Annotated in this window: 22 protein-coding genes; 7 read left to right on the top strand and 15 right to left on the bottom strand. The window is 61.0% G+C overall.

All coding sequences use genetic code 11. The features are described 5' to 3' along the window. Nucleotides 1-4: 4 nt before the first annotated feature. The 4 genes from PJK54_RS07055 to can all read right to left on the bottom strand — a co-directional run bounded on the left by PJK54_RS07055 (nt 5) and on the right by can (nt 5340). Nucleotides 5-985, bottom strand: coding sequence for an ABC transporter permease (locus PJK54_RS07055; RefSeq protein ID WP_271302568.1), 981 nt, complete (start codon nt 983-985; stop codon nt 5-7). Further along, nucleotides 982-2028: an ABC transporter permease gene (locus PJK54_RS07050; protein WP_077376432.1), complete on the bottom strand. Its 1047-nt coding sequence runs from the start codon at nt 2026-2028 to the stop codon at nt 982-984. The genes PJK54_RS07055 and PJK54_RS07050 overlap by 4 nt, the downstream gene beginning before the upstream one ends. A 324-nt stretch (nt 2029-2352) precedes the next feature. Next, a complete protein-coding gene (locus tag PJK54_RS07045) occupies nt 2353-3948 on the bottom strand; it encodes an ABC transporter substrate-binding protein (RefSeq protein WP_077376429.1) in 1596 nt (531 codons plus the stop codon). Between the two features lie 735 nt (nt 3949-4683). Continuing rightward, nucleotides 4684-5340 carry a carbonate dehydratase gene (can, locus tag PJK54_RS07040; protein WP_077376424.1) on the bottom strand — a complete coding sequence of 219 codons (657 nt, stop codon included), beginning with the start codon at nt 5338-5340 and terminating at the stop codon, nt 4684-4686. A 278-nt stretch (nt 5341-5618) separates the two neighbouring features. On the opposite strand from can, the gene gorA reads away from it, so the two are divergent. From gorA to PJK54_RS07020, 4 genes are all read left to right on the top strand, one after another. Further along, the gene (gene gorA / locus PJK54_RS07035; RefSeq protein ID WP_254696484.1) at nt 5619-7007 is read left to right on the top strand and encodes a glutathione-disulfide reductase; all 1389 of its coding nucleotides are present in this window, start codon (nt 5619-5621) and stop codon (nt 7005-7007) included. A 405-nt stretch (nt 7008-7412) separates the two neighbouring features. Then, nucleotides 7413-8396 carry a TAXI family TRAP transporter solute-binding subunit gene (locus PJK54_RS07030; RefSeq protein WP_217622094.1) on the top strand — a complete coding sequence of 328 codons (984 nt, stop codon included), beginning with the start codon at nt 7413-7415 and terminating at the stop codon, nt 8394-8396. Between the two features lie 476 nt (nt 8397-8872). Then, entirely contained in the window at nt 8873-11455 is a 2583-nt protein-coding gene (locus PJK54_RS07025; protein ID WP_271302567.1) for a TRAP transporter permease, read from the top strand. A gap of 422 nt (nt 11456-11877) precedes the next feature. Further along, nucleotides 11878-13278 (top strand): PhoH family protein, encoded by a 1401-nt coding sequence (locus tag PJK54_RS07020; protein ID WP_077376418.1) that lies wholly within the window; start codon nt 11878-11880, stop codon nt 13276-13278. A gap of 143 nt (nt 13279-13421) precedes the next feature. On the opposite strand, the gene PJK54_RS07015 is transcribed toward PJK54_RS07020, so the two are convergent. Next, nucleotides 13422-14387: a DNA-binding protein gene (locus PJK54_RS07015; protein WP_084208682.1), complete on the bottom strand. Its 966-nt coding sequence runs from the start codon at nt 14385-14387 to the stop codon at nt 13422-13424. A 329-nt stretch (nt 14388-14716) separates the two neighbouring features. On the opposite strand from PJK54_RS07015, the gene PJK54_RS07010 reads away from it, so the two are divergent. Beyond that, the gene (locus PJK54_RS07010) at nt 14717-15985 is read left to right on the top strand and encodes a tyrosine-type recombinase/integrase (RefSeq protein WP_271302566.1); all 1269 of its coding nucleotides are present in this window, start codon (nt 14717-14719) and stop codon (nt 15983-15985) included. A gap of 112 nt (nt 15986-16097) precedes the next feature. Continuing rightward, nucleotides 16098-16529, top strand: coding sequence for a SufE family protein (locus PJK54_RS07005; protein ID WP_084208681.1), 432 nt, complete (start codon nt 16098-16100; stop codon nt 16527-16529). A 156-nt stretch (nt 16530-16685) separates the two neighbouring features. Here PJK54_RS07005 and PJK54_RS07000 read toward each other — a convergent pair whose 3' ends face one another. The 9 genes from PJK54_RS07000 to PJK54_RS06960 all read right to left on the bottom strand — a co-directional run bounded on the left by PJK54_RS07000 (nt 16686) and on the right by PJK54_RS06960 (nt 23782). Further along, entirely contained in the window at nt 16686-17396 is a 711-nt protein-coding gene (locus PJK54_RS07000; RefSeq protein WP_240499520.1) for an RES family NAD+ phosphorylase, read from the bottom strand. Further along, nucleotides 17393-17794, bottom strand: a complete 402-nt coding sequence (locus PJK54_RS06995; RefSeq protein WP_084209711.1) for an MbcA/ParS/Xre antitoxin family protein — start codon at nt 17792-17794, stop codon at nt 17393-17395. The genes PJK54_RS07000 and PJK54_RS06995 overlap by 4 nt, the downstream gene beginning before the upstream one ends. 112 nt (nt 17795-17906) lie before the next feature. After that, on the bottom strand, nt 17907-18182 hold the full coding sequence (yidD, locus tag PJK54_RS06990; RefSeq protein ID WP_205632688.1) for a membrane protein insertion efficiency factor YidD: 276 nt from the start codon (nt 18180-18182) through the stop codon (nt 17907-17909). Between the two features lie 67 nt (nt 18183-18249). Then, nucleotides 18250-18696, bottom strand: coding sequence for a phosphoribosyl-AMP cyclohydrolase (hisI, locus tag PJK54_RS06985; RefSeq protein ID WP_373996124.1), 447 nt, complete (start codon nt 18694-18696; stop codon nt 18250-18252). Nucleotides 18697-18819: 123 nt separating this feature from the next. Then, the gene (locus tag PJK54_RS06980) at nt 18820-19644 is read right to left on the bottom strand and encodes a metal ABC transporter permease (RefSeq protein ID WP_077376406.1); all 825 of its coding nucleotides are present in this window, start codon (nt 19642-19644) and stop codon (nt 18820-18822) included. Nucleotides 19645-19721: 77 nt separating this feature from the next. Continuing rightward, nucleotides 19722-20552: a metal ABC transporter ATP-binding protein gene (locus PJK54_RS06975; protein ID WP_136937812.1), complete on the bottom strand. Its 831-nt coding sequence runs from the start codon at nt 20550-20552 to the stop codon at nt 19722-19724. Between the two features lie 115 nt (nt 20553-20667). Next, nucleotides 20668-21840, bottom strand: coding sequence for a metal ABC transporter solute-binding protein, Zn/Mn family (locus PJK54_RS06970; protein ID WP_271302565.1), 1173 nt, complete (start codon nt 21838-21840; stop codon nt 20668-20670). A gap of 77 nt (nt 21841-21917) precedes the next feature. Continuing rightward, a complete protein-coding gene (locus tag PJK54_RS06965; RefSeq protein ID WP_077376398.1) occupies nt 21918-23255 on the bottom strand; it encodes a dihydroorotase in 1338 nt (445 codons plus the stop codon). 59 nt (nt 23256-23314) lie between these two features. Continuing rightward, nucleotides 23315-23782, bottom strand: coding sequence for a Fur family transcriptional regulator (locus tag PJK54_RS06960; protein WP_084208678.1), 468 nt, complete (start codon nt 23780-23782; stop codon nt 23315-23317). A 335-nt stretch (nt 23783-24117) separates the two neighbouring features. Between PJK54_RS06960 and PJK54_RS06955 the strand changes: the two genes are divergently transcribed. Continuing rightward, entirely contained in the window at nt 24118-24774 is a 657-nt protein-coding gene (locus PJK54_RS06955) for a DUF1826 domain-containing protein (protein ID WP_176493914.1), read from the top strand. A gap of 74 nt (nt 24775-24848) precedes the next feature. On the opposite strand, the gene PJK54_RS06950 is transcribed toward PJK54_RS06955, so the two are convergent. Next, the gene (locus tag PJK54_RS06950; RefSeq protein ID WP_240499519.1) at nt 24849-25865 is read right to left on the bottom strand and encodes an alpha-L-glutamate ligase-like protein; all 1017 of its coding nucleotides are present in this window, start codon (nt 25863-25865) and stop codon (nt 24849-24851) included.

Genomic DNA, 25865 nt, shown 5'->3' with positions numbered 1-25865 from the left:
GGCTTCAGCCCTTGTAGAGGCGGGGGTTCATCACGTCACGCAGCCAGTCGCCCAGCAGATTGATCACCAGTACCAGCAGAATCAGCACGCCACCGGGAATCAGCGTGATCCACCAGCTGCCTGACTGCAGATAGTCGAAGCCGGATTTGATCAGTGAGCCCAGTGACGGCTGGGTTTCCGGCATGCCGAGGCCGAGGAAGGACAGCGCCGCCTCCGAGATGATCGCGTTGGCGATCTGCACGGTGGAGATGACGAAGATCGGCGACAGGGTATTGGGAAGAATGTGTCGGAACATGATCCGGCGGGAGCGGAAGCCCATCACCCGTGCGGCATCGACATATTCCTTGCTCTTCTCCGCCAGCACGGACGCCCTGACGGTGCGCGCATACTGGGGCCATTCCGCCAGCCCGATGATCAGGATCAGCAGGATCAGCGCATAGTCCGAGAAGGCGGCGCCACCGAAGGTCGCCTTGATGATGGCACCCACCACGATGGCCACCATCAGGGTCGAGAACGACAGCTGGATATCCGCCATGCGCATCAGGAAGGCATCGACACGTCCCCCCAGATAGCCCGCCAGCAGCCCGAAGGTCACGCCGAGCAACGCCTGCAGAATCACGGCACCGAAGCCGATCAGCAGCGACACGCGCGTGCCGTACAGAATGGTGGAGAGCAGATCCCGCCCCTGGGCATCGGTGCCCAGCAGGAAGGCCGGATCACCACCCGCCATCCACGCCGGCGGAAGCTCCGAGTTCATGATGTCGATGGTGGCCAGGTCATAGGGGTCCGCCGGGGCGAGCCACGGGGCGAGAAAGGCCCCGAGCACCATGGCGATGAAGACCAGCAGGCAGGCCTGGGCCATCCAGTCACGCTTGAAGCTGTAGACCAGATAGGACTCACGGAAGCGCTGCCAGCGTCCGGGCACCGCGATGGAGCTGGTCTTCGGAGTGACGGGCGTATGGGTCTCGGAAGTGGAATGGCTCATGCCGATTTCCCCGCAAGCTTGACGGTGGGGTTGACCAGACCGTAGATCAGGTCGACGAGCGTATTGGTGATCACGAAGATCACGCCGACCATCATCAGGTAGGCCACGATCAGCGGAATGTCGGAGCGGGTGATGGCCTCGAGGAACATCAGGCCCATGCCCGGCCACTGGAAGACGGTCTCGGTCAGGATGGTGTAGGCCACCATGGTGCCGATCTGCACGCCGCCGACGGTGATCACCGGCAGCATGGTGTTCTTCAGTGCGTGCAGGAAGTAGATGCGCTTGAGGCCGATCCCCTTGGCACGTGCGAACTTGATGTAGTCCGACTGCAGGACCTCCATCATCTCGGCGCGAATCAGGCGGATGAACAGCGGCAGCATGATCGAGGCCAGCGAGATGGCCGGCAGTACCAGATGCCAGAGGCCATCAGCGGTGAAGAAGCCGCTGGACCAGGGGCCTGCCACATGGACCAGCTCACCCCGCCCGTAGGAAGGCATGCCGCCATCGGTGGAGAGCATGCCGTTCAGCACACTGCCCCAAGGGGTATCACCGGGGAACCAGTCCACCGTGACGCCGATCGCGAACAGCTGGATCAACACGATGGCCGTCAGGAACACAGGTACCGAGATCCCGATGATCGAGGTCCCCATGAACAGGCGTGAGAGCCAGTTGCGTGGGCGGATCGCCGCGAACACGCCGATGGGGGCAGAGAGCAGGATGATGATCAGGCTCGAGGCCATCACCAGTTCCAGCGTGGCGGGCAGGTGCTTGAGTATCACCTCGGTCGCTGGCTGCTTGTAGAAATACGAGGTGCCGAGATCCCCTTGCAGGGCATTGCCGGCAAAACGCAGATATTGGGTGATGAAGGGGTCGTTGAGCCCCATTTCATCGCGCATGACTTCACGCTGGGCTTCTGACACGGCCTGGCCGGTCATCTCGCGCAGCGGGTCGCCCAGGTTGTCCTGAATGGCGAAGCTGATGATGCTGATCACGAACATGACCAGTACGGCGTGCATCAGGCGTTTGATCAGAAAGGCAATCATGGATCGCCACCTTCCTCGTGAACATCACGGTCTCGCGCGCGGCGGCCTGGTCTGGCTGGCCAATCGCGCTGGGTGTCAGGAGTCCCGCCTGTCGCTGGCCTGTCATCGGGCACAGGCTCCCCAACCCATCACCGAGAGGCGATGACCAAGGGGAAGCAACAAGCGGGGGTAAGTCGTCGCCTTCAGCCAAGCAGGGCAACCAGAGAGCTCACGTTGCCTATCTCCGGTTGCCTGACTTGCCTGTCGCGAGGGGTGCGTGGCCAGGAACATGACACTGGACGATGCAAGACGGTTCAGTGCCTGTCACTCACTCACGGCGTGGGATCAGTCCTGGTCGATGACCAGATCACCCAGGTACGGGAAGTTCATCACGTTGAGGACCGGCTCGATGTTGACGCCATCACGCGCGCCCCAGGCAAGGTTCTGCCAGTGCAGCGGCACGAAGCCGGCATCGTCGTAGACGGCTTTCTCGGCAGCCTGCAACATCTTGGCGCGCTTCTCGGTGTCGGTCTCCAGATTGGCCTCGGTGACCATCTTGTCGACGTCCGGGTTGCAGTAGTTGCCGGAGTTGTACTGACCGACACCGCTGTCGGCATCCGGGCAGAAGGTCAGGAATTCGAAGAAGTTGGCGCTGTCTTCGGTATCCGAGTGCCAGCCGATCATCATCATGTCGGCCGCACGTGCATCATATTCCGGCCAGTACTGGGCCTTGGGCAGGGTCTTGAGGTCTACCGTGATGTTGATCTTGGCCAGCATCGAAGCGACGGCCTGAGCGATCTTGGCGTCGTTCACATAGCGGTTGTTGGGCGCCATCATGCTGATCTCGAAGCCATCCTCGTAACCCGCTTCCTTCATCAGCTCCTTGGCCTTGGCCACGTCATAGCGCGGTGTCAGCTCAGGATTATGGCCCTGATAGCCATCCGGCGACATCTGGGCGGCGGGGGTCGCGAAGCCCTTCATCAGCTTCTGGGCGATGCCTTCCTGATTGATGGCGTAGTTGACCGCCTGACGGACACGCTTGTCCTTGAAGGCTTCGACACGTTCCTGGTTCATCTGGAAGGTGATGATGCGGGTGCCGCCCATCTCGACCAGGTGCACGCCGTCCTGCTTGCGGATGCGTTCCAGATCGGTCGGCGGTACCGGCGCGATGAAGTCCATGTCGCCGGAGAGCAGCGCCGCGACACGGGTGGCGTTTTCCTTGATCGGCGTCAGCACGATGTCGTCGACATTGCCCGGGGATTCGGTATCCCAGTAATCCTCGAAGCGCTCGAAGCTGATCTTCACGCCTTGCTGACGGTCGGTGACCTTGTAGGGGCCGGTACCGGACTCGTTGCGTGAGGCAAAGGTGTTGGCGGCCTTGGCGATCTCATCCTTGGCCTTGCCGTCTTCGGTCTCGCCGGAATAGAACTTGCTGTCCATCGGGAAGATGTAGGTCGCGGCATTCAGCACCAGCGGGAAGGGCTTGTCGGTCACCAGATCCACGGTGTAGTCATCCACTGCCTTGACGTCAGTGAACGGTGCGAAGATGGCCTTGAAGTCAGCACTCTTCCTGAGGCGCTCGATGGTCCAGACCACATCCTTGGCGGAGAAGTCATTGCCGGAATGGAACTTGACGCCTTCGCGCAGATGGAAGCGCATGGTGTTGTCATCGACACGCTCCCAGCTCTTGGCCAGACGGCCATCGAAGCCCAGGTCCTTGTTCCAGCGAATCAGCGGGTCATAGACCATGTGCGACAGCTGCAGAGTGCCGCCGGAGAGTTGCTCGTGGATATCGAGCGTGACCGGGTCTGCGTCGTAGGCCATGCGCAAGGTGACATCTTCGGCCAGGGCTGGTGTCGCCATGGCCAATGTCGCGCTGCCGATCAGCGCGCACAGGGTCTTCTTTTGGAAGAGGGACTGGAAGGCATTCTGACGGGTCATGAGCTTCCCTTTGCTTGTGATGTTTGGTTGTTCTTGTGGCTCTCTTCGCGTTGTCTCCCTCAGGGCGACACGCAAGGATGCGCTTTCACAGTAGTGAGACACGCCGCACAGAGACAATCGAAATGTTGACTAGCCAGATTCAGGCCGTGAATAGCGGTGTCGACAAAAGCGCAACACACACGTTGCTGGTGCATCACGAGGCAAGGGCGTCTTGCATGGCGTTCGTTGGACGATGGCAAGTGTCGTTCAGGACGGTTGGTTAAGTCTCTTGCCTGTGTCACGTGGGGAAAGCGTGACTGGTGATAGCATTCCGACAAAGGCGGTTGAAGGGATATTCTTATTCAATTCAATGGCTTGATGGCGATATGCATCCTTGCTCATCGAAAGGTGGCAAGAGAGCCACGCCATCGTGTCCTCTCGCGAGTCGGGCAGACGACGGAGCCTGTCTTGCGGAGATGACGGCGGGGAAATTCTTGACGAGGCGGTGTTCCCGGACGAGGAATCCGAGATTGCCTGGAAGGAAACGATGAGGCGCACCGTTCTGGTGCGAGGCTTGATTCGCGACTAAGGTCTAGTCGTTGTGCGCAGTCTCGCGGGCGTCATACACCCGAAATCAACGCTGCAACGTGACACGCCTCCCGAAAGGAAGGCGTGTGGGTGGCGCACCGCTGACGAGCCGAGAAGCCTCAGGCGTGGAGGCAGAGCAGGGTGCGCCTGCTCACTTACTCATTTCACTTACTCATTGCTGCCGGCGACAGGCGTCAGGCGGTCAACCCGATAGAGGTTCGGCACCTGGGAGAGACCGCTGATGGTGCACTCCAGGTTGTTGACGCGACCATCCGAGAGGCCATAGACCCAACCGTGGATCTGCAGATTCTGACCGCGCTCCCAGGCACGCTGGAGAATCTTGGTACGCGCCAGGTTCTGTACCTGAGAACGCGCATTCAGCTCACACATGCGGTCGACCTGTTCGTCCAGCGGCAAGTCCTTGAGCTCGGCGTGATGCAGGTTGTAGAGCTCGCGCAGACTGTGCAGCCAGTAGTCCACCATGCCGTTGTCCCCGCCGGTGATGGCAGCGCGTACACCACCACAACCGTAATGGCCGACGATCATGATGTGCTCGACCTTGAGGACATCCACGGCGTACTGGATCACGGACAACGCATTCATGTCGTTGTAGTGAATCAGGTTGGCGACGTTGCGGTGAACGAAGACTTCACCCGGCGGGAGATCGATGATCTGGTTGGCGGGGACGCGTGAGTCGGAACAGCCGATCCACAGATAGTCCGGATTCTGCTGGTCGGAGAGTCGCTTGAAGAAGTCAGGATCGCGCTCGGTCATGGACTTGGCCCAGACCTTGTTCTGCTCCAACAGCTTTTCAATATTGCTCATGGCGAGGGGACCACTTATCAGGATGACGGGGCAGGGGAAGATGTTGTACAGACATGCTTGCCGCCGCCAGGCCCTCTGCAATGCAATACGTCAACATCGCAGGCCATCGTGAGCGGCGCATGTTGTAACTTTTGTCTAACATCATTGGTATTTTTACCGCGCGATGACCTGCAGGGTCAACCAGCAGTCACGATGGCGGATGACCGCGGCCCACGTCATGGGGCTGCCGAGGGGCATGACTCCTGATACCATGTGGCCAATTTACCAAGGAGATTCCCGTGTCCGATCAGACCCAACAGCCTGTGACAGGCCAGTTTGACTTCGACCTGTTCGTCATTGGCGCCGGTTCCGGCGGTGTGCGTGCAGCGCGTACTGCCGCAGCCACCGGTGCACGCGTTGCCGTCGCGGAAGATCGCTATCTCGGCGGCACCTGCGTCAACGTGGGTTGCGTGCCGAAGAAGCTCTACTCCTATGCGGCTCACTACCATGATTCCTTCAAGGACAGCGCAGGTTTCGGTTGGAACATCGGCGAGGCTCCCCGGTTTGACTGGGCCACTCTGCGAGATCGCAAGACCGCCGAGATCACGCGCCTGAACGGCATCTACCGCAACATGCTCAACAACTCCGGCACCACGCTGATCGACGGCCGTGCCACGATCGCCGATGCCAACACCGTCGAAGTCAACGGCAAGCGCTATACCGCCGCGAAGATTCTGGTGGCTACCGGTGGCTGGCCTTTCCTGCCGGACTTCCCGGGCCGTGAGCATGCGCTGGACTCCAACCGCATCTTCGATCTCGAGCAGTTCCCCAAGCGCTTCTTCGTCATTGGCGGCGGCTACATCGCCGTCGAGTTCGCCAGCATCTTCAATGGCCTGGGAGCCGAGGCGCATCTGAGCTATCGCGGCGAGCTGTTCCTGCGGGGCTTTGACGATGAAGTGCGCGCCTTCACGCGCGACGAGATGGCCAAGAAGGGCGTCAACCTGCACTTCAACACCACCGTGCAGTCCATCGACAAGCAGGGCGATGTCTATCAGGTCAGCCTCAGCGATGGCCAGGTGCTGGAAGTCGACTGCATTCTCGCCGCGACCGGTCGCAAGCCGAACATCGATGGTCTCGGGCTCGAGAATGTCGATGTCGAGCTGAATGCCGACGGTACCGTGCGCGTCAATGAGCGCTTCGAGACCACCACCCCCTCCATCCTGGCACTCGGTGACATCACCGGCGGGCCGGAGCTCACGCCGGTCGCGCTGGAAGAGGCCATGCATCTGGTTCGCGCACACTTCGGTGATGGCGTGGTCGGTGGCCTGGATTACGACACCATCGCGACGGCCGTGTTCTGTCACCCCAACATCGGCACCGTCGGCCTCAGCGAGGAAGCGGCGCGCGAGAAGTTCGACAGCATCCGTGTCTACACCGCCGATTTCCGCCCGATGAAGCACACGCTGTCCGGCAGTGACGAGCGCAGTCTGATGAAGCTGATCGTCGATGATGCAACCGACAAGGTCGTCGGCGTCCACATGGTGGGGGATGAGGCAGGCGAGATCATGCAGGGTATCGGCATTGCCGTACGTGCTGGCTTGACCAAGACCGACTTCGACCTGACGGTCGGTATCCACCCGACCGCTGCCGAAGAATTCGTGACCATGCGCAGCGTGACCCGCACTTGACGCCTCATGCAGGCGACGGTGAGGAAGCTCTGGGCTATTCCATGGGCAGCGTTACCATTCGTTGACATTCGTCAGCGATCGCCAGCTTGAAAAAACGCCTCGCGGCATCACCGCGGGGCTTTTTTTGTGCGCGAAGGGCGCTTGACCAGTGAATTTCTTGTCTGCCAGTTCAGGTCACCACATGATCTTGCCAGCGCATACACCTTTCGTAGCATAAAGCTTTTCCGTTACGTACCAGAGACATCAGCTATGCTAATCTCATCTCAGCGTCGAGCATCCACAAGTTGCTGAAATATCAACCTTGTCATGCAATGCGGTGATCAGGTTGTTTCCTTCGCAGTGTTCAGCCGGGATGCAAGACGGCAACACCAATAACAAGCCAGCAAAGGGAGTTTCAAGATGACCATGATCAAGAAGTCGTTGACAGCGGCGGTCGCGACCGCAGGTCTTGGCCTGATGGGGATCTCCGGTGGCGCCAGCGCCGCGGAGCAGACCTTCGTGACCATCGGCACCGGCGGTGTCACCGGCGTCTACTATCCGGCCGGTGGTGCCATCTGCCGCCTCGTGAATCGTGGCAAGGCGGAACACGGCATTCGTTGCAGCGTCGAGTCCACGGGTGGTTCAGGCTACAACCTGAACAGCATTCGTACCGGTGAGCTGGACATGGGCGTCGCTCAGTCAGATGCCCACTACAACGCCTATGAAGGCGAAGGTGACTTCGCGGACTTCGGCCCCAACAAGGAACTGCGCTCCCTGTTCTCCCTGCACCCGGAACCGTTCACCGTCGTTGCCCGCAAGGACAGTGGCGTGACCGAGTTCGATCAGCTGGAAGGCAAGCGCATGAACATCGGCAACCCGGGTTCCGGTCAGCGCTCCACCATCGACACCCTGCTGTCTTCCCAGGACAAGGATACCAGCGTCTACTCGGTGGCATCCGAGCTCAAGGCTTCTGAGATGTCCTCCGCGCTGTGCGACAACAAGATCGACGGCTACGTCTATGTCGTGGGTCACCCGTCCGGTTCCATCAAGGAAGCCACCACTACCTGTGACGCGACTCTGGTCAACGTCACCGGCGACGCGGTCACCAAGCTGGTCGACGAGAAGCCGTACTTCTCGGTCGCCACCATCCCGGGCGGCATGTATCGCGGTAACGACGACGACGTCACCACCTTCGGGGTGCGCGCCACCATCGTGTCCAGCACCGAAGTGGAAGATCGTGTCGCCTACGAGGTGGTCAAGGCCGTGTTCGACAACTTCGATCAGTTCCAGCGTCTGCACCCGGCCTTCCAGGTGCTGAACAAGGAAGAGATGGTCAGTGCATCGCTGACAGCTCCGCTGCACGATGGCGCCAAGCAGTACTACAAGGAAGCGGGCCTGCTGAGCGAGTGATGCGGTTGACTCGCTTGCCTGTCGCAGGCTGATCAGGCTTCACCACGGAGACCGCACATGTTGCGGTCTCCGTGCTTGTGCAGGAACCGTTGTGCAGGAACCGTTGTAGAGACCTCACCTTCGTGACTCGTCGTCCTCATGAGTCGCAGCTCCTGCATGGCCAATGGATGGCTGCCGCCGGCGGGTCTGGTGATGCAGCAAGGCGCATGACTCATCCCCGTCGATCTCAGCGGTGAGCAGGTGGGGAAGGTGGTACCCCGAGCGTCGCTCGGCGCTGAGTCAGGAAATATCGTCCTGATTCAGCCAATTAATGGAAACATCCGTCAGGCCGGACATACTGAAGATGTAACCTGCTTGATAAGCATGTGGCTGTGCAGCGTCATCCTGGGTCGGGAACATGGCGGGTAGACGTAGATGCCGTTTCCTGATGATGCCTGCCAGCCATCGCCTGACTCGCGTTGATCGGATCATAAAAAATGACCAAAACTCAATCTTCACCGCCGTCCTCTGCGCCTGGCGCCGAGACGGATCATGATGCAGAAGTGCAGAAGATGCTCGAATCGGAGGTCGGCGGGCGTCATCCGGAAGGCTTCGTGGGGCGCCATTTCATGTGGTTGATCCCGCTTGCCTGGTCTCTTTTCCAGCTCTATCACGCCTCGCCCTTGTCGCTGCTGAACTCCGACACCGCGCGAGCCGTCCATCTCTGCTTCGCCATCTCGCTGGCGTTCGTGGCTTATCCCGCTTACAAGGGCGCGCCCGCCAATCGTATTCCTCTGTATGACTGGGCGTTGGCGATATTCGCCGTGGCAGGCGTGGCCTACGTGCTCATCTTCAGTGACGAACTGGCGCGACGAGCGGGTGCCTATACCACGACGGACCTCGTGTTCTCGGGCATCGGCCTCCTGTTGCTGCTGGAAGCGACCCGTCGCGCGCTCGGGCCGCCGCTTGCGGTCGTCGCCACCGTCTTCCTGCTCTACAGTCTGTTTGGCGCCTACATGCCCGATGTCATCGCGCATGCCGGGGCCAGTCTCAACAAGCTTCTGGGGCATCAGTGGCTGACCACGGAAGGGGTCTTCGGTGTCGCGCTGGGTGTCTCCACCGACTTCGTCTTCCTGTTCGTGCTGTTCGGCGCCTTGCTTGAACGCGCCGGTGCCGGCAACTACTTCATCCGCATGGCCTTCTCGATGCTCGGTCACATGCGTGGCGGACCGGCCAAGGCTGCCGTGGTGGCGTCTGGCCTGTCGGGGATCATTTCCGGCTCTTCCATCGCCAACGTCGTGACCACCGGGACCTTCACCATCCCGTTGATGAAGAAGGTCGGCTTCCCTGGCACCAAGGCAGGCGCCGTCGAGGTGGCAGCCTCCACCAACGGCCAGCTGACACCCCCGATCATGGGCGCTGCCGCCTTCCTGATGGTGGAATATGTCGGCATCCCCTATCTGGATGTCATCAAGCATGCCTTGTTGCCTGCACTGATCTCCTATATCGCGCTGATCTACATCGTGCACCTGGAAGCGTGCAAGGCCGGCATGGAAGGCCTCAAGCGGACGCACAAGACCAGCCTGATGGCTTCGATGCTGACCTTCCTGACCGTCTTCATCGGCATGGGCGTGCTCACGCTGGTGGTCTATTACGGTATCGGCTGGATCAAGGGTCTGGCGGGTGATGGTGCGGTCTATATCGTGCTGCCGCTGCTGCTGGCGTCCTATGTCGGCCTGATCGCCTATTCCGCCTGCTTCCCTCCGCTGGAGGAAGGGGACATCGATGAATTGCCGCCGGTGGGCCCGACGGTCAAGGTCGGTCTCTATTTCCTGCTGCCGGTCGTGGTGCTGGTGTGGTGTCTGACCGTCGAGCGCATGTCGCCGGGGCTTTCCGCCTTCTGGGCGGTGCTGTTCATGATCTTCATCACCGTGACCCAACGCCCATTGGTCGCGATCTTCCGCAAGGAAGGCAATCTGGGGGGGGCAACCCAGCGTGGCGGTGAGGACCTGTTCCATGGTCTGGTCATCGGCGCCAAGAACATGATCGGGATCGGTGTCGCCACGGCGGCGGCCGGTATCGTGGTCGGTACCGTGACCCTGACCGGGCTCGGGCTCAAGATGACGGCATTCGTCGAGTTCATCTCGGCAGGCAACCTGATGCTGATCCTGATCTTCACTGCCGTGATCAGTCTGATTCTGGGCATGGGGCTTCCCACCACAGCCAACTACATCGTGGTCTCCACGCTGATGGCGCCGGTCATCGTCAATCTGGGCGCCGAGAACGGCCTGATCGTGCCGCTGATCGCCGTGCACCTGTTCGTGTTCTACTTCGGGATACTGGCAGATGACACGCCACCGGTGGGTCTGGCCGCCTTCGCGGCGGCGGCCATAGCCAAGTCAGACCCGATCAAGACCGGTATCCAGGGCTTCACCTATGACATCCGCACCGCGATCCTGCCCTTCATGTTCATCTTCAACACCAACCTGTTGCTGATGAACATCGATAGCTACTGGCATCTGGCGATCACCATCGCCTCGGCGGTCGCGGCGATGCTGGTCTTCGCGGCGGCCACGCAAGGTTATTGGCTGACGCGTACCCGCTGGTACGAGACCATCGGTCTTCTGCTGATCACCTTCACGTTGTTCCGTCCGGGCTATTGGTGGGACATGGTCTATCCGCCAGTCATCATGGCGGCTCCGCAGCAGATCGAGACCCTGATGGAGGAGGCACCGGTCGACAGCAAGCTGCCGATTCATGTGTCAGGCATCAATCTGGATGGCGATGAGGTCTCCAAGACCGTGCTGCTGCCGGTGTCGGATGCCGACAGTGGCGAAGCGCGCCTGAGCGATGTCGGTCTGACGCTGGATATCAGCGACAAGCAGGTGCTGGTCAGCATGGTGGAATACGGTAGCGTGGCACAGCAGGCCGGTATCGATTTCGATTTCACCATCGATGGCATCCAGCAGACCGCTGAACGTCCACCGAAGGAAATCGCGATGCTGCCAGCCATCGTGCTGTTGTGGTTGATCGGCTGGTTGCAGGTGCGCCGTCGCCGTCACGAAAGCGTCACTGCCTGATGCTTCGAGGTCTGGACGATCGAGACCCGTGACATTGTGCACCCGCCAATGAAAAACCGCCCCTGACATCGTCAGGGGCGGTTTTTTTCATCTGTCCTTCCGCAGCGCTCCTGGCGGCGCGGTTGTCTGACGATCTGGCGGCAGGGGATGTCTGGCAAATGAAATCTGGCAAATGAAAAGTGCAGAGAGTCCAGTGGCTGCGTACTCATGGCTGCACGAGATGCTCGGCAGGAAGGCCGACAACATGGCCGTGACGAACAGCAGATGAGAGTGCGGCCAGCAGAGCCGGGGACAGATTATGCGCCTGCGTTGCGTGACCTGTCAGCACCCTGTGCGTGAAATCGAGCGCCAAATTGAAACATCCTCGACATATTCGGCGTGATAGCTTCAAAGGGCACACCCCAACGGAAGGCATGTCGCCAATGGTAAGAGTCGAGAAGCAGTCCCGTCGTCTGTACGTCCTCGATACCAACGTGCTGATACACGACCCCTCCGCCATCTTCCAGTTTGACGAGCACGATGTCGTCATTCCGATGACGGTGCTGGAGGAGCTGGACAAGCACAAGAATGGCCACAAGGAAATTGCCCACACTGCTCGCCAGATCAGTCGCACTCTGTCTGATCTCACCGCCGACATCACACCACAGGAGATTCTGCGCGGTATTCCACTGCCGGGCTCGTTGAATGGCGCCGGCAATCTTCATTTTCTCTCCGGCAGCATCGATCAGAGCGAGGCAAGCGCCGACAACCGCATTCTTGCCGAGACACGCAGTCTCGCGGCGCGCAGTCAGGATGCATCCGTCATCCTGGTGACCAAGGACATCAATCTGCGCATCAAGGCAGCGGCACTGGGCATGGCCGTCGAGGACTATCTGACGGATCGCGCCTTCAGTGACAGCGATGCCATGATCGAGGGCGTGAAGCTCTATCACGAGGCTGGGCCTGACGGTCAGGGCGTATGGGATGACCTGCAGGTGGATGTCACCGTCAGTCGCGAGAATCATCGCACCTTCTACACCCTCGCCGGCCAGATGCCCAAGGACTGGTATCCGGGAATGTTGATCGCGGATTGTGATCGTGGTGCCAGCTTCGAGGCCATCGTGCGCGAGCTGGACAATGATCACGCCTGCCTTGAGGTATTGCAGGATTTCCGCAACGAGCGTAGCGCCTGGGGCGTCAATGCCCATGACAGTCGCCAGAATTTCGCGCTCAATCTGTTGATGGATGAGAGCGTCGACATGGTCTCGATTGCCGGGAGTGCCGGGACAGGCAAGACCTACATGACCCTGGCGGCGGCATTTGAGCAGACTCTGGAGAAGAAACGCTTCGAACGTATCATCTTCACGCGCGCGCCGATCGCCATGGGGGAAGAGATCGGCTTTCTCCCCGGGACCGAGGAAGAGAAGATGTCGCCGTGGATGGGCGCCTTCCACGACAACATGGACAATCTGCTGCGCAAGGAAGGCGAGGGCACCAGCGCGTGGAACGAGGAGGCCACCCGTGCCTGGATTGGCAACCGTGTCCAGATACGCTCGCCGTCCTTCATGCGTGGGCGAACCCTCAGCGATACCTTCCTGATCATCGATGAGGCCCAGAACCTGACACCGAAACAATTGAAAGGGCTGTTGACCCGGGCTGGTGCCAACACCAAGGTCGTGCTGCTGGGCAATGTCGGGCAGATCGATACGCCCTATCTGACGGCCAATACCTGTGGCCTCGCGGTGGCAGTGCAACGCTTCGCCAATTGGCCGCATGCCGGTCACGTCACGCTCAAGTGTGTCGAGCGTTCGCGTCTGGCACTGGTGGCGGAAGAACTGCTGTAGATTTCTCGACAGCGGTGAGCATGATGTGACGTGAATCCTGAGGTGCGGGAACGCGCCATCCTCCAAGCGAAACGCCACCCCTGAGGGTGGCGTCTTTCATTGGTGTGAGTGTTGCAGCAACCTCAGCAGACGTTGCAGGAACATCAACACACAAAGGGAGGAAGCGGCGCGAAGGCCAGGCGCTCCTTGAGCAACTTGTTTTCATGCGTGATCTGGCTCAGCTGTGCTTCCAGACGAGATTGTTCCGCCATGGACTGCTCCAGCTGAGAGCGCAGATCCTTGAGCTCCACATCGCGCTGCTGTCGTAGCGTGGTTTCCTCGAAGCGACGACGTTCCTCTTCCTGAAGCAACTTCCGCTGCTCCGCCGTCTGGGCATCCAGGCGTTCCACGCGCTTCTCGAGCTGCTCGTGGCGGCGGCGATGCTGCTTGTCCAGCTCCTGCTTCTCCAGGCGCGCATCATCGAGCAGCTTCATCAGGCGCGTCTCACTGGCCTCGTGACGAGACTCTTCCTGCGCCAGGCGCTCCTTGAATTCGCTTTCCTGTTGCTGCACCAGCTGCTGATGGCGCTCATGGTCATGCTCGCGTGTCCGCTCGAGTGCGGTGACATCTTCCTGGGCAAGCGTCAGGCGCTTCTCGAGCTTCTCCTGCAATTGCTGCCATTGTTCGCGCTCACTGGTCAAGGTCGCCAGTGTCTGCACGCGCTCCTCGAGACGCGCCTGTACTCCCGCCAGTTGCTCCGTGAGTGCACTGAGCCGCTGCTCCGCATCTTCTGCGCGCCGCTGTGACTGTGCCTCGGCCTCACGGGCTGCCTCGGCCTGGCGGTCAGCTTCCTGCCGATAGTGCGCCAGGCTCTCGTTGGCCAGAGACTGGGCTTCACTCCATACCGTGGCCAGTGTCTCCGTCAGACTATCCGGCATCGCCTGGGTCAGAGGCTCATCACGTTTCTCGGCGCGACGTTGGCGCCATTCGCGCAGATGATCGCTGATGGTGGTGAAGCTGCCGGTCCCCAGCACTTCCCGAATCTTCTGCACGCTGGGCGCTTCACCACGTGCCATCAAGGATTCTATCGCTCGTTGTACATCCTCGTACTGGACGCCAATGCGCGCCATGGGAATCTCCGTCCGTATTCTGAAGTTGATGCTCAGCGGCCATTACGCCACGAAGTGACGTTCACTACCACTCCATTGGTCAGGATTCTGCGTGATATGCACAAGAAATCTTCCCTGTGCTCTCGCGGGCTCCCCTTTAGGCAGGCTTCTGGCCGCTTAGCGTCATTGTAGCGGCTCGTCTGCTTGGGATAAAGATAATTACATATTACGTAATACGTAATTTACGTTACCCTTGGTGGTCATAATTCATGATTACGCGCCTTATCTTGAATTATAATGGGCGTAACGTCACAATCAGCCCCCCAGGCAACGCGACAGGAGTCGAGACAGTGGAGAAGGGCGCACACGGTGGCATGACCGCGTTGATCGGGCGCCTTGAGGGCGAGCTGGCCAATACCACCAGCACTGCAGCCGTCACGCAGAGTGGCGACGCTGCACTCATCAAGGCGCAGACGGACATTGAAGCCGTGGCGGCGTGGCTCAATGAATATCGCCACAGCCCGCAGACCCTGCGCGCCTATCGCAAGGAAGCAGAGCGTCTGCTTCTGTGGCTCAGGGCGGAAGGTGAGCAGGGGAGAGACGCCGCCCTGGCAAGTCTGGATCGTGAGCGGCTCGAGCACTTCGAGGCCTTTCTGGCCAATCCTCAGCCAGCGGAGGTCTGGATTGGCAGTGTGCGTGCCCGCAGGCACCCCGAGTGGCGACCCTTTCGCGGGCCGCTGGCTCCGGCCAGCCGCCGCCAGAGTCTGGTGATCCTGCAGGGGCTTTATGCCTGGTTGATCGAGGCCGGCTATCTGGCGCGCAATCCTTTCCGGCTGATGCGCGACAAGCGGCGCATGGACAATCGCACGCTGCGCATCGAGCGCTATCTGGAGCGTCCGCTATGGGATTGGTTGTGGGGGCGTATCGAGGCGCGCTGTGATGAGGTGCGTTGTCACGTACCGACAGCCGGCAGTGCCTCCCTCGAGCACGAGGTGTCGCGGGAGCGATTCATCGCGGAGCGCCAGCGGTTTCTGTTCGCGTTTGCCTACCTGATGGCACCGCGTATCGCCGAGATGGCCGCCGCGAGAATGGGGGATATCATCAAGCGGGAAGGCCAGTGGTGGTGGCGAGTGATAGGCAAGGGCGCCAAGCTGGCCGAGATCCCGCTGCCGCCCCCGATGCTCGAGGCCCTGGTGCGCTGGCGACGCCTGCGTGGACTGAGTGACTTGCCGCAGGCACTGCCCGCTGATGAGTCACTGCCCCTGCTCGCGCGGTTGGATGGCACGACCCCTCTGGGCGACAATCAGCTCTACCGGTTGATCAAGCAGACGTTTACCCAGGCCGCCCACGACATGCGCCAGCGAACGGAGCGCCCCGGCGACGCCAGCGAGCTGATGGCACGCACGCTCGACCAGGCAAGCCCGCACTGGCTGCGTCACACCGCCATTACCCACCAGGCACAGGCCGGGGTAGAGCTACGTTTCCTGTCTCGCTCCGCCAGACACTCACGGCTGGATACCACCTCTCGCTACCTGCATGCCGAAGACGGCGAGTGGCAGCAGCAGATGGCAAGGCACTCGCTGGCGACGACGACGGCTACCCCTGAGGAGGAGGCGTGACTGCTGGCATGGCGCCAGGCTTCACGCCTCCCGTGCGTCCGTCGGAGTCAGGCGTTATCATGGCCGACAGCATATTTTCAGACACTCTTCAGTGACATCAACGGGAGTCAGCATGAGCGACGCGCAACAAGCGCAGGCGGAACTGGTCGAGGAATTCAGCTTCTTCGACAATTGGATGGACCGCTATCAGTACATCATCGACATGGGCAAGGCGCTGCCGGAATACCCGGAAGAGTTGAAGGGGCCTGAGACCAAGATCGACGGCTGCCAGTCCAACGTCTGGATTCATCCTGACGTACGTGGTGAAGGCAGCGAGCAGCGTCTGCACTTCCAGGCCACCTCGGATGCGGCCATCGTGGCAGGCCTGATCGCCGTGGTGCTGCGCATCTACAACGACCGGACGCCGCAGGAAATCGTCGCCACTCAGCCGACCTTCCTCGCTGAGCTTGGCCTCGACAAGCACCTGTCGCCGACACGCTCCAATGGTCTGCATGCAATGCTCAAGCGCATCTACGGTGTTGCCGAGCTGCACGCCAACGCCTGACCCCCTGGCGAGAAAAGAGGCCTGACGATAACCAAGACGCCCGCCATGCCGATCGAGATGTCTCGAGAGGCCTGGCGGGCGTCTTTGGCATTGCGATTGTCATTGCAATGACGCGCTGACTGGACCCAGCGGGAGGTTCGCAGTGTCGTCACAGGCTTAGCGGTGCTCCTTGACCTCCAGCACATGCGTCATGGCCTGTTGCTGACCATCCCAGACGTAGCGCAGGTGGGGGCCCTGGATGGGGATGCTGACCGCCGGTGGACGCAGGATGGCCGCGCATTCGGCATCGGGCTCAACCTTGGCATGGCGGACGCTGGGGTAGAGCAGACCATGGCTGCCGGTATCTCTCATCTTTGCCGCGAAAGCCTGGCCGGCCGGGTAGCTGGCCGTGTCCGGCTGGCATAGCTCGGCGTATCCCTGGCGAATGTCGTGCAAGGGTTGCGTCACGCGATTGACGTAACTGCGCATCGTCATTTCCTGGCTGGGTTGCGCGGTATCGGCCAGAAAGCGTGCCATGTGAAAGCGGGTTTCGCTGATGGCGGTGTCCAGGCTACTGGCGCAGTAGTAGACACCGAAGCTGCCATCGGTGAAACGTGATGCGCGCCCGATGTGCGTGAAGGCCGCCATCACCGGTGTGGAGCCCGGCCCGCTGATGCGATCCTCGGGTGCGACACGGTTCAGCTCGCCGGCCTCCTCGCGCAGACGATCATTGGTCAGCGCCTCGATGGCAAACGCCATCTCCAGCTCATCAGGCTCGAGAATATCCTCGAACACCGAGATGGGCGGGAAGGCGCTGGAGATGACGCGCCAGGCGTTCTGCCAGTCCGGCAGTGTCAGGGCAGGTTGGGGCAGGGCGCTCATGCTCATCCACGCACTCCGTCGAGATAACGACGGGTGTCGGCCAGTGACACCACCTGCCCGGCCAGCATGTAGTCAAGCGCGCTCTGTCCATTGAAGGGAGCGGCACGATTGGGGCGGCGCACCCATTCATGGGCCATTTCAGGCGTGTTGCTGAACAGGATGCGCAACGCCTTGTGAATCCCCATCACGTAGGAGATACGCTCCAGGGTGTCATTGGGCAGGCGGACTTCCGGCAGCTTGCGGTACTTGTGATAGGTGGTGGTGCCGATGCCGCCGAGCAGCACGCGTTGATCGGCAGCGCTGCATTGCCATTTCTCCATGATGTTGAAGAAAGACTTGAGGGCAACGCGACCCGCGCTGGGGCTGGTCGGAGACACACGATCGATGGCGGTTGCGGTGGGCATGGTGCTCTCCTGCTGACTGACGATGGCATCGCACATGACGCCTTTCACATGTGAAGTATATCACGACTTCACTTCACATGCGTAAATCAGCTCGCAGGAGCGTGCGACACCATCAGGGCGTGGGGCCTGAGTCGCGGTCATTGCCCGCGCAGCAGTCTGACGATGACTCCTTGCGTGGCGGCACGGGGTCCACTCCTCCGGGGCCACCGAGGGGATGGCAGCGTGACAGGCGTCTGGCTGTCAGCCAGCACCCCTTGAGCGGCCCATGCACCTTGATGGCCTCGAGGCCATAACTGGAGCAGCTGGGATAGAAGCGACAACGCGGCCCCAGCAGCGGGCTGAGCACCAGCTGATAGCCGCGCAGCAGGCCGGTGAGCAGGCGCGTCATGCCAGCCGTCACAGCGCGCGACAGCGAGCCGCGAGCAGGGCGGGAATCGGGGTCTCGTTGACCTGACTCAGGCGTTGCCATACAGCGTGTCGGGATCAATGATCGGTGCATCGGTGATCTCTGCGCCTTCGGCGTCAAGGCGCCAGTAGAAGCAGCTCTTGCGTCCGGTATGGCAGGCAGGGCCGGTCTGATCGACCTTGACCAGCAGGGTGTCACCGTCGCAGTCAAGGTGGGTGCTGACCAGATGCTGCTGCTGACCGGAGCTTTCGCCCTTGCGCCACAGCTTGCTGCGCGAGCGCGAGAAGTAGCACACGCGTCCCGTGGTCAGCGTCTCGCGCAACGCCTCGGCATTCATCCACGCCATCATCAGTATCTCGCCGCTGTCATGCTGCTGGGCGATGGCAGGAATCAACCCGTCGCCATTCCACGGCAGGGCAGCCATCAGGGTGTCCAGCGCGACCTTTTCGCCGACCTGTGCATTTTCCAGCGACTTGAGCAGTCCATCCTGTGCCATTGAATCCATATCCTTGCAGAAGCTGTATCGAAGACTGGCCCCGTCGCGACGTTCACTGCGCAGGTTGCAGCGTTTCGGTCCGGAGGCCAGATCTCAAGAAGTCTCAGTGTAACAAGCCGCGACTCAGCGGCGCAGACCGCCACGGGCGCTACGCCAGATCAGCGAGACCAGATAGGCGATCCCCGCCACCAGTACGATGGTGGCACCGGCAGGCAGATCGAACTGCCAGGAAAGCGCCAGACCACCGGTGGTGAAGGCCATGGCCGCCAGACTCGCGATCACGATCATCATGCCCAGTGAGCGCGCATGATGGCCGGCCAGCGCGGCTGGCAGTGACAGCAATGCCAGCACCATGATCAGCCCGACGGCCTGCAGCAACAGCACCACGGTAATGGCGACCAGCACCAGCAACAGCAGATAGAGCGTCTTGACCGGCACTCCTCGCAGGCGAGCGAACTCTTCATCGAAGATCACGGCCGTCAGTGGACGGTGCACGACCAGCAGCACCAATGCCAGCCCGCCCACCATCCAGGCCAGGGTGCCGATGGCGTCCGCGGGCACCAGCAGCAGATTGCCGAACAGATAGCTCATCAGATCGACCTTGTAGCCCGGTGTCTGACTGATGAAGAGGATGCCGGTGGCCATGCCGATGGCCCACAGCGCACCGATGACGGTGTCTTCCTGATCAAACCCCTTGAGGCTGATATAGCCGATCAGCAATGCCGCGAGGATGGCACTGATGAACGCACCGACGAGCGGGCTGGCCCCCATGAAGTAGGCGATCCCCATGCCGGCAAGCACCGTGTGGGCGATGCCGCCTGCCAGATAGCCGATGCGGCGTACCACGACATAGGGGCCGACCAGGCCCGCCGCGAGGCTTGCCAACAGGCCGGCGAAGAGGGCGTTCTGAAGAAAGTCCTGGCTGCCCAGGGCGGTGATGAAATTCATGTGTTGTAAGCCTAGAGCGCGGGGCAGGCGCCGTGAAAGAAATGAACCCGCCAGGCAGCCTGTCACGGGCCGCCGTATCAATGATGGTGATGAATCATCTGGACGTGTTCACCGTAGAGCCGCTCGATCGATTCGGCGGTCAGGGTCTCGGTGTCATGGACGATCATCTTGCGGTTGAGACAGGCCACCCGATCGACATAATCACTGATGAAGCCGAGATCATGACTGATCACCACGACACTCATGCGATTGGCCAGCCGATTGAACAGCTCGAACAATGAACGCTCACCATCGCTGTCGACACTCGCGGTGGGCTCATCCAGCAGCAGCAATTGCGGCTCGGCCGCCAGTGCCCGGGCTATCAGGACACGCTGCAGCTGACCGCCGGAGAGGGCATCGATATGCCGGCGGCGCAGATGGCTGATACCGACTTCCTCCAGTACCGCACCGATCGCCTCACGATCCGCGCGTGGCCAGGGGCCCCATTGACGCTTGCGTCCCTGGCGCCCCATCAGCACGACGTCTTCCACGCGGATCGGAAAGCGCTTCACGAAATTGGCGAACTGTGGCACATAGCCGATATGGCGTGCGGCAGATTGGGGAGTGCGCCCCAGCACGCGGACACACCCAGCTGCCGGCTTGTGAAGGCCAAGCACCAGCTTGAGCAAGGTGCTCTTGCCGCCTCCATTGGGGCCGATCAGCCCCACGATCTCGCGGGCGCCGACCTGGAAATCGACATCGTCGAGAATGACCTGCTCACCATAGCGGAAGGTCACGCCGCGAATATCGATGGCATCCGGCGCATCCGCCGGTACCGGGCGAAATACCGGACCGACACTGCGCCCGGTGGCTGGTGCATCCGGATGGCTGTCCGGGCGCCGGCGCGCGACGGAGATGGGGCTGGCCATGACGAGAGGTACCTCTTTGCAACGCAGACGGGCGCGTGAGCGCCCGTCTGACTTTTTTATGGGGCAGAGCATTGTGCAAGATCATGCCGCCTGCGCAATACCTGGCCAGAAATTACTAACTGTCGGTCCGCTCGAAGCCTGCTTTCAGTGCTTCGGTGGCACGCTTGAGATTCTCGAGATAGTCCTCGGCCAACGGGTCCAGCACGGCGACTTCGGCATCCAGCGAACTGGCGATGCGCTTGGCGGCCGTCTGGGAGAATTGTCCCGAGACGAAGATGGTGCCGATGTTCTCATCCTTGGCACGTGTGACCAGAGTGGCCATCTCGCGTGGTGTAGGCTCACGACCACTGACTTCAATGGCATGCTGCGCGAGTGAGTAGCGATCCGCGAAGTAGCCGAAGCTGGGGTGGAAGATCAGGAAGTTGCGACCCTTGTAAGGTGCCAGCGCCTGCGCGATCTGCGTGTCCAGCGTATTCAGGGTCTTGAGCAGCCGCTGCTCATTGGCATCGATTTCACCGGCATGTTCAGGCAGCTGGGCTTCCAATACCTTGGCAGTGCGCTCGACGACGGTCTGCATTCGCTGCGGATCCAGCCAGAGATGAGGGTCGGCTTCGCCGAGGTCTTCATGCTCATCATGGCCCGCGTGCTCGTCATGATCCGCGTGGTCTTCATGGCCGTGCTCGTCATGATCCGCGTGGTCTTCATGGCCGTGCTCGTCATGATCTGCGTGGTCTTCATGGCCGTGCTCGTCATGCTCTGCATGGTCTGCGTGGTCTTCATGCTCATCATGGCCCGCGTGCTCGTCATGGCCTGAGCCGTCATCATGATGATGAGCGTCTTCACTGCCGAAATGGCGCGTGTTGAGACCCTCTTCCAGATGCACGACCTGCATCTCGGTATTGTTCTTCTCGAGACGCGGCAACCAGACCTGCTCGAAGGGTACGCCGATGGCGAGATAGAGGGGAACCGTCGACAACTCGGCCACCTGGCGAGGGGTCGGATCATAGGTGTGCGGGCTGTTGCCCGGTTTGACCAGCGTCGTGATCTCGACATGATCCCCGGCCAGCTGATCGACCATCCACTCGATAGGCGGCACGCTGACGGCGACATGCAGTGGCGCACTGTCTTCGGCTTGCGCGTTGGGGGCCGCCAGAACGGCAAGCGCACCCAGCACGCTCAACGGCAGGCTACGCGCAGCCCGCGAACCCAGCGTGCGCTGGATCCGGGACAGCAGCTTTTCGCAGAACACTTGGCGAGAGGCCAGGGGAGAGCCCGCATGCATACTCATGACACCACTTCCTTCTGATAGTGATCACGGCATGATGCGGGCAAGGCGTGCCGAAGATCGACACGCCAGGACCGCCATCAGCCGCGGTTGAACGAGAGACGCTGGCCGTTGGCCACCGGGTTGACGGTCTTGCCGTCATAGGCTTTCACGCCATTGACGAAGGTCGCATCGATGCGTGCCTTGAAGGTCACGCCATCGAAGGGGCTCCAGCCACACTTGTAGAGTACGTTGTCACGGGTGACGCTGGTCTCGCCATTCAGGTCGACCAGCACGAGATCCGCGAACGCCCCTTCACGGATATAGCCGCGATCGACGATGGAGAAGCGATCCGCGACGTTGTGGCTGGTCTTCTGCACCAGGGTTTCCAGGTCGTAGATGCCGTCCTGAACCTGATCCAGCAGTGACAGCAGGGCATGCTGCACCAGCGGCAGACCGGAAGGCGCCTTGAAGTAGGGGTTCTGCTTCTCTTCCCAGGTATGCGGCGCGTGGTCAGTGGCTATGATGTCGATGCGACCATCCATCACGGCGGCACGCAGGGCGGCACGGTCTTCGGCGGTCTTCACGGCCGGGTTGCACTTGATCAGGCTGCCACGCGTGTCGTAATCGGCATCGCTGAACCACAGGTGATGCGCGCAGACCTCGGCGGTGATCTGCTTGCCAGCCATCGGGCCCGGCTTGAACAGCGCCATCTCTTCAGCGGTGGTCAGGTGCAGGACGTGCAGCTGGGTGCCGTTGCGAGTGGCCAGGTCGATCGCCAGGCGTGAGCTCTTGATGCAGGCCTCGCGAGAGCGGATCAGACCGTGCTCGGAGAAGGGCACGTCTTCCCCGAAACGCTCACGCCAGCGCGCCTCGTTCTCCAGAATCATCGGAGTGTCTTCGCAATGCGTGACGATGGGCGTCGGAGCATGCTTGAAGATACCTTCGAGAATCTCCGGATCATCGACCAGCATGTTGCCGGTCGAGGCACCCATGAAGATCTTGATGCCGCAGGTCTGATTCGGATCCAGCGTCTTGATCGCTTCCAGGTTGTCGTTGCTGGCACCCAGATAGAAGGCGTGGTTGGCATGCGCACGACCCGCCGCGACGGCGAACTTGGCTTCCAGCGCATCGCTGTCCAGGGTGGCCGGCTTGACGTTGGGCATGTCGAAGAAGGTCGTGATGCCCCCGGCGACGGCGGCGGCCGACTCGGTGGCGATATTGCCCTTGGCGGTCAGGCCGGGCTCACGGAAATGCACCTGATCATCAATCATGCCCGGCAGCAGATGGCGGCCGGCAGCATCGATCACTTCACGCGCGTCCAGATGTGAGAGATCACTGCCGATGGCATGGATACGCCCGTCCTTGATGCCCACATCCAGAGTGGAAATGGTGCCTTCATTGACGACCTGTGCCTGCGAAATGCGGATGTCCAGCATGTGACGTCCTCCGTGGGAAGCAAATGTTATATCGTATCAAAAGCGCTCGCAAGCGCCATTCACTGAGCGGTTTCTACCATGTCAGCGACCTGAGAGGCGCATTTCTGGCAACGCCCCTCAAGTTCGACAGTCTGGCGTTCGATCGTGAAACCATGGCGATCTGCACTGGCGAGAAGGCGAGTGCCAAGATCATCGTCGTGCATCTCCTCGACTCTCCCGCAACCACGGCAGATCAGCAGCTGGAAGCCGTGCTGATGCTCGGGACAGTGGCAGGCAAGGAAGGCATTGAGCGATTCGATGCGATGGACGAGGCCTTGTTCGATCAGGAAATCCAGCGCGCGATAGATCGTGGGCGGGCGAGCGGCACCGTGTTCCTTGGCAAGCTGATCCAAGAGGTCGTATGCCTTGAGTGCGCCATGACTGTTGGCGATCAATTCCAGCACACGTCGCCGGATCGGGGTGAAACGCACGCCACGTTTCAGGCATTGGCGTTCAGCCTGGTCGATCAGCGAAAGTTGCTCGGGCATGAAGAATCCTGGGTGTCGGGAATTCTGAGGATCGAGAATCCGGGATGACGAGAGGCCAGTGACACGTTGAGAGTGAATCAGATCAGCGTGTTACCTCAATGAACAGACTCTTATTCTAGGGTATTTGGGCGGTCTCGGGCCATATGCAGACTCAGGCTTGTCAGATAGCGGCAAGGTAGAGTGTTGTCACTGCACAGCAAAGACATGTTATAACATAACAATAGCGAGCGTGATTTCCCTCTTGCCTACCCACCGAGGCGCTTACCATGCACTCGATCACTCCGATCACTTCTCATGACACACCATCGGCTTCCCGGCCTGCGAAGGGCGGCAGGTTGGCCCAGTCAGCTGTCACGGCGAGCGGTTCGAAAGATTCGGCAACACCACACTGGCACATCGGCGAGCAGGCGCTGGATCTCGGGGAGATCTTTCGCCCGGAGGTGACGCTGGCCGTGATGCAGCGCCGCATCGATGCGGCATTGAAAATGGCGGTCAAGGCTCAGTCCTCGGGTGCCTACCCGCTGCGCATGCGCTGGCGCGGGCCTATCAATGACCTGCGTGAGGCGCTGGAGCGCTACCTACCCGCACCGGATGCCGGGGCTGCGCTGATAGAGGATATCTATGTGCTGGGAGAGGCCATCGGCGAGCTGTTCGACGTGCAGGATATCGGCATGCGGCTGGAAATGACCCAGAGCGCCATGTGCCCACGCTTTCATGTGGATCGCATTCCGGTCCGGTTGGTGACGACCTATGAGGGCCCCGGAACGCAATGGTTGCCGGAGCAGGCCGCCGATCGCCTGGCTCTGGGGCATGGCGTTGTCGGACACCGGGACATCTGTCGGGACCCGGAACAGATCCGGGAGCTGCGCCCGGGAAGCCTGGCCTTGCTCAAGGGAGAATGCTGGCCCGGCAATGAGGGGCATGGCCTGATCCATCGCTCGCCAGTCGTGCCGACCGGTAGCCGCCTGATGCTGAGCATGGACCCCGGTTGAGGGTCTCGTCCCGCGAACGCAAACGCCCCGTGACACTCGCGTGTCACGGGGCGTTGTTCTCTGCGGTCACGCCATCATTCAGGAATGGGGGCCATTCCGACGTTGGCCACGTCTTCCTTGCTGCGCGCGAAGTGCTTGCGGGCGAAGGCTACCCGTTCCGCGACAGGCACGCCATCAGGTTGACGTTCGATCAGCTCGAGACGCTTGCGCAGTCCTTCGCCATTGGCCATCTGGATGGCGAGGCCCGGTCGGGCATTGAGCTCGAGCAGCATCGGGCCATGGCGCCGGTCAAGCACCATGTCCGTGCCCAGATAGCCCAGTCCCGTCATCTCGTAACACCCCGAGGCCAGTTCGAGCAGGGTGTCCCACTGGGGTACCTTGAGCGAGAAGATGTCATGTCCCGTATCGGGGTGGGCGAACTGCGGGCGATCATACTGCACGCCGCGCACGGCCCAGCCTGACCCGATATCCAGCCCGACACCGACCGCGCCCTGGTGGAGGTTGGCCTTGCCATCCGAGGCCGCCGTCGACAGGCGCATCATCGCCATCACGGGATAGCCCTTGAAGACGATGACCCGAATGTCGGGAACGCCTTCATAGGTGAACTCGGCGAAGGCCTGATCGAAGGAAATCAAGCCTTCGACCAGCGCCACATCCGGTGAGCCGCCCAGCGAATAAAGTCCTGACAGGATGTTGGAGACGTGGCGCTCCATGTCGGCACGCGTGATGCGCGCGCCGCTGGGCTTCACATACTCTTCGCCATCATGGTGCTCGATGACGAGGATCCCCTTGCCGCCAGAGCCCTTGGCCGGCTTGATCACGAAACCTGCGTGATCGCGCACCATGTCGACGACCCGCTCGACCTCGAACTGGCTGGCGACCTTGCCGATCATCTCCGGCGAGGCCAGACCGTACTTCTGACACAGCAGCTTGGTCTGCAGCTTGTCATCCACCAGCGGGTAGAGGCGACGGTCGTTGTACTTCGAGATATAGCCGATGTTGCGGCGATTCATGCCGACAACCCCCCGGGCGCGCAGGGCGCCCGGTGTGGTCCAGTTGCGCGACCAGCGATTCATCCATGACGCGAGCAT

Source organism: Cobetia sp. MMG027, assembly GCF_027947415.1.
Taxonomy (GTDB): Bacteria; Pseudomonadota; Gammaproteobacteria; order Pseudomonadales; family Halomonadaceae; genus Cobetia; species Cobetia marina.
Note: the sequence above shows the minus strand (reverse complement) of the source record. Positions and strands in the feature narration are given on the sequence as shown.